The sequence below is a fragment of the Novosphingobium sp. genome, from assembly GCF_031417815.1.
Classification (GTDB): Bacteria; Pseudomonadota; Alphaproteobacteria; order Sphingomonadales; family Sphingomonadaceae; genus Novosphingobium.
Map to the genome: position 1 here is coordinate 44,217 of NZ_JANOWI010000009.1, position 8,983 is coordinate 53,199.

Here is an 8,983-nt window from a genome sequence, read left to right on the forward strand (position 1 = left end):
CCGCCACGCATCACATCCGGGAATTCCCGCCATGACCTCACCAGACGATCCCGACGGCACCGCAAACCACGGCCTGCGCACGCCGCTCGAAGGCCTGCAAGCGCCCAGCTGGGATGATACGATACCAATTGCAGCACCGTTGCGGCTCATCGCGCCCACGGTTGAAAACGCGTGGGTCGATTACAACGGCCACATGAGCGAAAGCTGCTATCTGCTGGTGTTCGGCGACCAGTCCGACGCCTTTTTCCGCCTGATCGGGATCGACGAGGCCTACCGCGCTGCCGGGCATTCGCTGTTCACCGTCCAGACCATGATCTTCAACCTTGCCGAAGCGCATCTGGGCGACCGGCTCGACCTGTCGCTGCAGCTGCTGGACGCTGACAACAAGCGGCTGCACATCTTCCATGCGATGCACAATGCGGTTTCCGGCGAATTGCTGGCAACCGGCGAGCAGATGCTGGTCCATGTCGATATGGCAGCGGGCAAAAGCAGTGCGATGCCCGCCGAACTGCAACGCCGGGTCGCGGCGATCCGCGCCGCCCATTCCGCCCTCCCTGCGCCGCCGCAGGCCGGGAGCACCATCGCAATCCGTCGCGGCTGAGGACCACCGAAATGCATTTCGCCCTTACCCACGAACAGGACATGCTGGTCGAGACCGTTCGCAAATTCGCCGAGACCGAGCTTTATCCGCACGAAGATCTGGTCGAGAAGACAGACGAAATTCCGCCCGAACTTGCCGCCGAGATCCGCGCCAAGGCGATCGCGCTGGGGCTTTATGCCGTGAACATGCCGGCCGTGCTTGGCGGCGGCGGGCTCGGCACGTTTGACACCACCTTGATGGAGCGCGAACTGGGCCGCGCCGGTTATGGACTGCAGATGCTAGTGGCGCGGCCCAGCAACGTGCTGCGCGGTTGCACTGGCGGCCAGATCGAGGAATTCCTGCTGCCTACAATCCGGGGGCAGCGGCACGATTGCCTGGCGATGACCGAACCCGATGCCGGGTCCGATGTTCGCGCGATGCGCACCTTCGCCAAGCGTGATGGCGATGATTTCGTGATCAACGGCACCAAGCATTTCATCAGCCACGCCGATCTGGCCGACTATGTGATCCTGTGCGCCGCAACCGGCGATCTGGGCGGCGGCAAGAAGGCAATCAGCTGCTTCCTGGTCGATTTTGACACCCCCGGCCTGACCCGCCGCCGCGGCCCCCGATGCGTCTCGCACCGCGGCTATCACCAGTGCGAACTGGTGTTCGACGACTGCCGCATTCCGGCGCGCAACCTGCTGGGAGAACGCGACAAAGGCTTCGATCTGATGGGCCAATGGCTGGGTTCGACCCGGCTGCAGGTGGCGACCACATCGGTCGGACGCGGGCAGCGCGTGCTGGAAATGGCGACGCAATGGGCGGCAACGCGCAAGCAGTTCGGCCAGACCATCGGCAAGTTCCAGGGCACCAGCTTCAAGCTGGCGGACATGCAAACCGAACTGGCCGCTGCGCAGCTGCTGACCTTCAGCGCCGCGTGGAAAGACGATCAGGGGACCATGACCGATACCGATGCGGCGATGGCCAAGCTGTTCGCTTCCGAAGCGCTCGCCCGGGTGACCGACAACGCACTGCAGATCTTCGGCGGGATGGGGCTGATGGACGAATTGCCGATCGAACGGTTCTGGCGCGATGCCCGGGTTGAGCGGATCTGGGACGGGACCAGCGAGATCCAGCGCCACATCATCAGCCGCGCGCTGCTGCGCCCGCTCGAAAGATGACGCGCGGTTCACATCTGGCGCGGTTGCTGCGCCCGAAAAGCCTGGCCTTTATCGGCGGCAAGGCGGCCGAAGAGGCGGTGCGGCAAAGTCTGGCGCTGGGCTTTGCCGGGCCGATCTGGCCGGTCAACCTGCGCCGCGCCGAGATGGCCGGGGTACCCTGTCTGCCCGATGTGGCCGCGCTCCCCGGCGTGCCCGATGCCGTGTTTGTGGCGGCCCCCGCCGGGCCGACCATCGCCTTGGCAGGCCAATTGGCAAAACGCGGCGCGGGCGGCGCAATCTGCTACGCTGCGGGCTTTGCCGAAGAGGGTGACCAAGGCCGCCTGCTTCAGCACGAACTTCTGGAAACGGCGGCGGGCATGCCGTTGATCGGCCCCAATTGCTATGGCATGCTCAACCTGTTCGACCGCGTAGCGCTGTGGCCCGATCAGCATGGCTGCCTGCCGATAACGCAAGGCCGCGGGGTGGCGATTATCAGCCAGAGCGGCAATTTTGCGCTCAACCTCACCATGCAGGCGCGCGGACTGCCGATTGGCTATGTGATCAGCATCGGCAACTGCGCCGATGTCACCCCGGCTGATCTGATCGAAGCCCTGATTGCGGACGAACGTGTCAGCGTAATCGGGCTCAACCTGGAAGGGCTGGGTTCGGTTCAGCGGTTCAGCGAGGCTTGCCTGGCCGCGCGCGCGGCGGGGGTTCCGCTGGTCGCGCTCAAGACCGGCGCTTCGGCCAAAGGCGCTGCACTCACCCTCTCGCACACCAGTTCGCTCGCCGGGGCTGACGCGCTGTGCGATGTCCTGTTTGATCGCTACGGCGTTGCCCGCGTCCGCGATCCCGCCAGCTTTCTCGAAACGCTCAAACTGCTGCATGTGGCCGGGCCGCTGGCCGGAAAGCGGATCACCAGCGCCAGCTGTTCGGGCGGAGAGGCCTCGCTCACCGCCGATCTGGCCGAACGCGCCGGGCTGGAAACGCCGGATTTTCCGGCCGCAACGCAGGCCGCGCTGGAAGCCGTGCTGGGCAGCCAGGTTCATGTCGCCAACCCGCTTGATTACCACACCTACATCTGGGGGAATCGCGCCGCGCAGACGCGGTGCTTTGCAGGCATGATCGGCGCAGGCTTTGAAGCCGCGATCCTGATCCTCGATTTCCCCCGCGCCGATCGCTGCAACGGCGAGGACTGGGAGGTGACGCTGGACGCCTTCATCACGGCGCACCGGGCCAAGTCGCCGCCGCCGGGAACGGTGCGAATGGTGGTCAGCACGCTGGCCGAAAACCTGCCGGAGGCGGCTGCCCGGCGTCTGCTTGATGAAGGCATTGTTCCGGTCGCCGGCCTTGCCGGAGCGCTGACCGCCATCGCCGCCGCAGCCAGAATCGGCGCGGCCTGGGCCAGCCCCGCGCCGCCGGCCCAGCCCGCGCTGCCCGCTGATGTTGAAGACAATGCCGTAACCTGGGATGAAGCCCGGTCCAAGGCCGCGCTCGCCGGGTACGGATTGCAGGTGCCGCGCAGCAAGACCTTTTCGCTGAGCGCGCTTGAAGTGCAGTGCATCCCCAACGGCACGATCACAGGTATGGATTTTCCACTGGTTCTCAAGGCAGTAGGAAGCGCTCTTGCGCACAAGACCGAACTTGGCGGGGTGGTGATCGGCATTGCCAATTCCGCGCAATTGCTGGCCGAAGCGCGGCGCATGGCCCCGCTGGGTGATGCGTTGCTGGTCGAAGCGATGGTTCCCGGCGCGGTGGCCGAAATGATCGTCGGGATCGGCCGCGATCCGCAATTTGGCCTGTTCCTGACGCTGGGTGCGGGCGGAATCTTCGTCGAACTGCTGCGCCAGACCGAACAGCTTTTGCTTCCCGCCAGCCGCAGCGACATCGAGCAGGCCCTGGCGCGCCTGCCGATCCACCGCGTGCTCACCGGCTATCGCGGCACGCCCGGCTGCGATATGGCGGCTCTGCTTGGCGCAATCGAAGCGATCGCGCGCTTTGCGATGGCCCACGCGGACCGCCTTGAAGAGCTTGACGTCAATCCGCTGCTTGCCCTGCCCCGCGGCGCAGTGGCAGTTGATGCGCTGATCCGGATGAAGGAACTTAAGTCATGAGCGCCGTCACCCTCGAACCGCGCGGTGCAGTGCTGGTCATCACGCTCGATCGGCCCAAAGCCAATGCGATCGACGTTGTCACCAGCATGGCGCTCTATGCGGGCTTCAAGGCACTCGACGAGGATCCGGCGCTGCGGGTCGGGATCATCACCGGCACTGGCCGGTTCTTTTCCGCCGGGTGGGATCTGGGGGCCGCGAGCGCAGGCGAAGCGGTTGATGCAGTGCACAGCCCCGGCGGCTTTGCCGGGCTGACCGAATACTTTTCGCTGTCGAAGCCAGTGATTGCAGCGGTCAATGGGCTGGCGGTGGGTGGCGGGTTCGAGCTGGCGCTGGCAGCAGACCTGATCGTGGCCAGCGATACGGCGCAGTTCTGGCTGCCCGAAGCCCAGCTTGGCATCCTGCCCGATTCGGGCGGGCTGCTGCGCCTGCCCAAGTGCCTGCCGCAGCGGCTCGCCACCGAAATGATCCTCACCGGCCGCCGTCTGAGCGCCGCCGAAGCACTGCACCATGGCCTGGCCAGCCGGGTCTGCGCACCCGAAGCGCTGCGCGATACTGCGCTGGACCTTGCCCACACCATTGCCGCCGGCGCCCCAATGGCGATCAAGGCCGCGCGCGACATCCTGCGCGCCACTGCAGGGCTTGACGCGGAGCACGGCTACCGCCTGATGCGCAGCGGCGCCGTGCCCAGCTATCAGGCCATGCTGGGATCGCAGGACGCGCTGGAAGGCCCGCGGGCCTTTGCCGAGGGACGCCCCCCGATCTGGCAGGGCCGCTAGCCCGCCGCGCGCGCCAGCAGCCTGAGCCGCGAGGTAAATTCACCGCGATCGACATAGCAGCCGTGGAGATGGCGAAAGCCGGTTGACGGATCAAAAGCCTCGCGCCCGTGGAGCACGCGGCGATTGTCGAATACCACCATCTCGCCGGCTTCCAGCTTGAACGTCAGCCGGTACCCCGGATCACGGGTCATGGCCATGAAAGCGCGGTAGGCGCGGTAGTATTCGGGCATGATCGCGGCCGGCATATCGAACACCCCGGCGATGTGGGCGTTATAGCGGATCTCGATCACCGCGCCCGAGCGATCAAGCGTGATCACCGGTTCGTGCACGCGGATATCAGCCTCGCCATCGTGGAAGCGATAGGGGATCGGCACTTCGCACAGCAGGCGAAAAGCCTCGGGATCGGCGCGCCGCAAGTCTTCGGCAATCGCAAATCCATCGGCAAACAGCGATCCGCCACCGCGCGCTTCGTTGGCGATGCAGTGCAGGAACTGGAACCCCGGTGGAACTTCCTGATTGGGCAGATCGGTATGCAGCGGCAGCGCAACTGGGGTGTAGGCCAGATTGTTCGGATCGGGGACGCTGATCACTTCAAACGTGGTGCCGAAATTGGTCTTGCGCAGGAAACCGATCCGCTCGGCCACTTGGGTCCCGGCTTCGATCCGGTCATCCAGCCCGGTGATCAACGACAGCCCGTAGCGCGCCGTCTGCCGCAACCAGTCCGCAAGCGCGGTATCGCCGGCGAGCACCGCAGCCGCAGCAAAGCGCGGAATTCCGGCCACAGTCATGTCCGCCCGCCACAGCGCACACGGCACAGCGCCCGCATCGGCCGCCATCGTGCCCGGGCGATGCGCACTGAGCAGCGCCAGCGGCAAGCGGCTGCGATGGCCATCCTGATAGGCCAGCACCACCACATCGCCATCGGCCTGCGCCGAAAGCAGGACCGGTGCAGCATCCAGCGACAGCAGATCGAGCAGCCGCTCGTGCGTTTGCGGGTGCAGCCCCGAAGGGCAATTGTCACGCAGCCAGATCGACGGATAGCTGCACGTATTTGCATCGCCCCAGGTCACGACAAGCGTGTCCGGGCGGACTTCAAACCCAGGCTCTGCCATAGGATATCCAGTTCTGTTCAAGAAGCGTTCGGGTTCAGCGCACAACCGCGACTGGCGGCGGCCACCATTCCTGCGTCTTGCCGTATGGCGCACCGGCCACGCGGCAGCCCAGCCCGAAATCTCTGGAATCCGGTTCCATGACGGCAAGGCTATGCCTGATTGCAGCGTGCGGCAAGGGGGTAGGCTGTCTGTGGTGAATCCTGGGGGATGGTAGCGGAGGAGGGACTCGAACCCCCGACACGCGGATTATGATTCCGCTGCTCTAACCAGCTGAGCTACTCCGCCATACCATGGCCGTTGCCCGGCGGTACCGGACAGGCGGCGCACATAAGGGGGACGTGGGACTTGGTCAAGCGCGCTGTTGGCCCCTGAATTTCCACACCCCCAAGCTCTCCCAATGGGTCTCGCGGTAGATGTGCAGGCCAAGCCCGGTGAAGGCGAAGCGGCGCGGTTCCAGTGTGGCCCCCAGCACGCTCTGCAGGGCCTTGGCCGTTTCACGCGGAACCTTGTTCTGGACGGTAATGTGCAGCTTTTTGGTGCCGCGGTCCTGCGCCGTCAGCATCGCGAAAAAGCACGCGGACAAGTCGGCGCGGATCGCCTGCATGCCGGCACTGCGGATCAGCAGCGCGGTGCCGCCGCCAAGGTCCATCAGCCCGTCGATCCCGGCCTCAGGCGCGGCATATTCGCCCGCCAGCCGCGCCAGTTCGCGCGGCAATTCGTCGCGCAGCGACGGGGCGAGCGCGTGGAACAGCGTGACGTGGGCGGCAAGCCTGTTGCGCTCAGGTGGAAAATGCGCGCGGCGCAGGCCATCGGCGAGCGCGAACACATCGCCCGGTAATTCGGCGGTGACGATGAACGGCGCATGGGCGCGTTTGGGCGGATCGGGCGTAGCATCCATCACAAACCACTTAGCCTTGCCGGTGCCAGCGCGCCACTGCCCAATCAGGCACTCAGGCCTTGAACTGGCCCAGACAAAGCGCCACGCTGCACGGCGAGGAAGAGGAGACCCCGCCATGCGTGCCACGGCCCTGCGCAGCACCGCACTTGCCCTGCTGCTTGTTTCGACCGCGCTTGCCGCCAAGCAGCCTGCACCCGATCTTGGCGCAAAGCCGCCCAGCCCGGCAACGGTTGCCGCACAGACCCGGGTCAAGGCGACATTGCCGGCCGAAGACGGACGCGATGCCGAATTTGCCCAGCGCGGTTTCATCGCCACCCGCAGCGATCCGATCATCCGTGATGCCAAGGGCAAGCTGGTCTGGAATCTCGACGCCTACAACTGGATCACCGGCCCTGCCCCGGCCACGGTCAATCCCTCGCTGTGGCGCGAAGTGGGCATCCTGCGCCATCACGGCCTGTTCAAGGTGACCGACGGCGTGTGGCAGGTGCGCGGGTTCGACGCATCGAACATGACGATCCTGGCGGGCAAGACCGGCTGGATCATCATTGATCCGCTGACCACGCGCGAAACCGCCGCCGCCGCACTGGAACTGGTCAACCAGCAGCTGGGCGCGCGGCCGGTGGTCGCCGTGATCTACAGCCACAGCCATGCCGACCATTTTGGCGGGGTGCGCGGGATCGTGTCCGAAGCCGATGTCAAGGCGGGCAAGGTGCAGATCATTGCGCCTGCAAAATTCATCGAAGAGACGGCGTCCGAAAACGTCCTGGCAGGCGGCGCGATGGGGCGGCGCGCCAATTACCAGTTCGGCGTGTTTCTGCAGCCGGGGCCGCAAGGGCAGATGGGGAGCGGGATCGGGATGGGCGTGGCGGCGGGGGAAATCACCCTGATCGAACCCACCGACACGGTTTCGAAGACCGGCGAAGCCCGCACCGTCGATGGCGTGACCCTCGAATTCCAGATCGTTTCGGGCAGCGAGGCGCCCAGCGAGCTCAACGTCTACATCGCGGCGCCCCGCGTCTTCCTGTCAGCTGAAATGTCGACCTGTTCGCTGCACAACATCCTCACCCCGCGCGGGGCAAAGGTGCGCGATAGCCATGCCTGGGCGGGGTTCCTCGATGAGGCGCTGCAGCTTTACGGATCGCGCAGCGATGCCGTGATATCCAGCCACTGCTGGCCGCGTTTCGGCAATGGTGAGGTGACCGGCATGCTCGCCAGCCAGCGCGACAACTATGCCTTCCTGCACGATCAGACCGTGCGGCGGATGAACCAGGGACAAACCCCGGCCGAGATCGCCGAAGGGCTGGTCCAGCCACCCGAACTTGCCGGGCAATGGTTCAACCACGGCTATTACGGCACTTACAGCCACAATTCGAAAGCGGTCTATCAGTTCTATCTCGGCTGGTACGATGGCAACCCGGCGAACCTCAATCCGTGGCCGCCGCAGGACCGTGCCAAACGCTATGTCGGCGCGCTGGGCGGGGCGAAAAAGGTTATCGCGCTGGCCAAAAAGGCGATGGCCGAGGGCGATTATCGCTGGTCCAGCGAATTGCTCAACCACGCGGTGTTCGCCGATCCGGCGAATATGGCGGCCCGCGCATTGCTGGCCGATAGCTACGAGCAGCAGGGCTATCAGGCCGAAAGCGCGATCTGGCGCAACCAGTTCCTTTCGGCTGCACGCGATCTGAGGCAAGGCTACAAGCCGGGCGGGCTCAACACGCAAAACCAGGACATGATCGCTGCGGTGCCTACCCAGCTGTTGATGGATAGCGTTGCCACGCGCTTTGATCCGGCGCGGCTAGCCGCTCCGGTGACGATCAATCTGGTGTTGTCGGACCGCACCGAAACGGTTGGGATCGAGGCCGGTAAAGCGGTGCTGATCGCCCGGGTCGGCCAGCCGCTCGGCAATCCGGCGGTGACCATCACCGGTCCGCGCCGGCTGATCCTGGGACTGTTGTTCCTGAACCTGCCACTGGCGCAGCTTGAGGCAGCCGGGCTGAAGATAACCGGCGACCGCGCCGCGATTGCCGCGCTGCAAGGGGCGCTTGATCCGGTGAGCACCGGCTTCACAATCGCCGAACCATGAGGATGAGTACGATGAAAGCACGCACGCTTGGCCATTCCGGCCTGACCGTTTCCCCGCTTGGCCTTGGCTGCATGGGGATGAGCTATGCCTATGGCCCCGCGCCCGACAAGGTCGAGATGATCGCGCTGCTGCGCGGTGCGGTGGATCTGGGCGTAACCTTTTTCGATACCGCCGAAGTCTACGGTCCGTTCAGGAACGAGGAATTGCTGGGCGAAGCATTCGAACCGATCCGCGACCGCGTGGTGATCGCCACCAAG

The 8,983-nt window shown here is 65.3% G+C and carries 8 protein-coding genes and 1 tRNA gene; 6 read left to right on the top strand and 3 right to left on the bottom strand.

All coding sequences use genetic code 11. The features are described from left to right. The first annotated feature begins 31 nt into the window (after positions 1 to 31). Genes RMN99_RS01945 through RMN99_RS01960 form a run of 4 tightly spaced genes read left to right on the top strand, consistent with a single transcriptional unit; the run spans position 32 to position 4,633 of the window. Positions 32 to 601: a thioesterase family protein gene (locus tag RMN99_RS01945; RefSeq protein WP_309621608.1), complete on the top strand. Its 570-nt coding sequence runs from the start codon at positions 32 to 34 to the stop codon at positions 599 to 601. Between the two features lie 11 nt (positions 602 to 612). After that, positions 613 to 1,764 carry an acyl-CoA dehydrogenase family protein gene (locus tag RMN99_RS01950; protein ID WP_309621609.1) on the top strand — a complete coding sequence of 384 codons (1,152 nt, stop codon included), beginning with the start codon at positions 613 to 615 and terminating at the stop codon, positions 1,762 to 1,764. Then, entirely contained in the window at positions 1,761 to 3,857 is a 2,097-nt protein-coding gene (locus tag RMN99_RS01955) for an acetate--CoA ligase family protein (protein ID WP_309621610.1), read from the top strand. The genes RMN99_RS01950 and RMN99_RS01955 overlap by 4 nt, the downstream gene beginning before the upstream one ends. Beyond that, positions 3,854 to 4,633, top strand: a complete 780-nt coding sequence (locus RMN99_RS01960; protein ID WP_309621611.1) for an enoyl-CoA hydratase-related protein — start codon at positions 3,854 to 3,856, stop codon at positions 4,631 to 4,633. The genes RMN99_RS01955 and RMN99_RS01960 overlap by 4 nt, the downstream gene beginning before the upstream one ends. Here RMN99_RS01960 and RMN99_RS01965 read toward each other — a convergent pair. The 3 genes from RMN99_RS01965 to RMN99_RS01975 all read right to left on the bottom strand — a co-directional run bounded on the left by RMN99_RS01965 (position 4,630) and on the right by RMN99_RS01975 (position 6,643). Next, a complete protein-coding gene (locus RMN99_RS01965) occupies positions 4,630 to 5,745 on the bottom strand; it encodes a TauD/TfdA family dioxygenase (RefSeq protein WP_309621612.1) in 1,116 nt (371 codons plus the stop codon). The two genes, RMN99_RS01960 and RMN99_RS01965, sit on opposite strands and share 4 nt — an antisense overlap. Before the next feature lie 208 nt (positions 5,746 to 5,953). Continuing rightward, positions 5,954 to 6,030 (bottom strand) — tRNA-Met (locus tag RMN99_RS01970). Between the two features lie 64 nt (positions 6,031 to 6,094). Further along, entirely contained in the window at positions 6,095 to 6,643 is a 549-nt protein-coding gene (locus tag RMN99_RS01975) for a 2'-5' RNA ligase family protein (protein ID WP_309621613.1), read from the bottom strand. Between the two features lie 115 nt (positions 6,644 to 6,758). Here RMN99_RS01975 and RMN99_RS01980 point away from each other — a divergent pair, with 115 nt between their 5' ends. Further along, positions 6,759 to 8,726 carry an alkyl sulfatase dimerization domain-containing protein gene (locus RMN99_RS01980; RefSeq protein WP_309621614.1) on the top strand — a complete coding sequence of 656 codons (1,968 nt, stop codon included), beginning with the start codon at positions 6,759 to 6,761 and terminating at the stop codon, positions 8,724 to 8,726. 11 nt (positions 8,727 to 8,737) lie between these two features. Continuing rightward, positions 8,738 to 8,983: aldo/keto reductase (locus RMN99_RS01985; protein ID WP_309621615.1), on the top strand; the 246-nt coding region annotated here is incomplete at its 3' end.

Coding starts and splice junctions, on each gene's coding strand:
- RMN99_RS01945 (WP_309621608.1), top strand. CDS start 32: ATGACCTCACCAGACGATCCCGACGGCACCGCAAACCACGGCCTGCGC.
- RMN99_RS01950 (WP_309621609.1), top strand. CDS start 613: ATGCATTTCGCCCTTACCCACGAACAGGACATGCTGGTCGAGACCGTT.
- RMN99_RS01955 (WP_309621610.1), top strand. CDS start 1,761: ATGACGCGCGGTTCACATCTGGCGCGGTTGCTGCGCCCGAAAAGCCTG.
- RMN99_RS01960 (WP_309621611.1), top strand. CDS start 3,854: ATGAGCGCCGTCACCCTCGAACCGCGCGGTGCAGTGCTGGTCATCACG.
- RMN99_RS01965 (WP_309621612.1), bottom strand. CDS start 5,745: ATGGCAGAGCCTGGGTTTGAAGTCCGCCCGGACACGCTTGTCGTGACC.
- RMN99_RS01975 (WP_309621613.1), bottom strand. CDS start 6,643: ATGGATGCTACGCCCGATCCGCCCAAACGCGCCCATGCGCCGTTCATC.
- RMN99_RS01980 (WP_309621614.1), top strand. CDS start 6,759: ATGCGTGCCACGGCCCTGCGCAGCACCGCACTTGCCCTGCTGCTTGTT.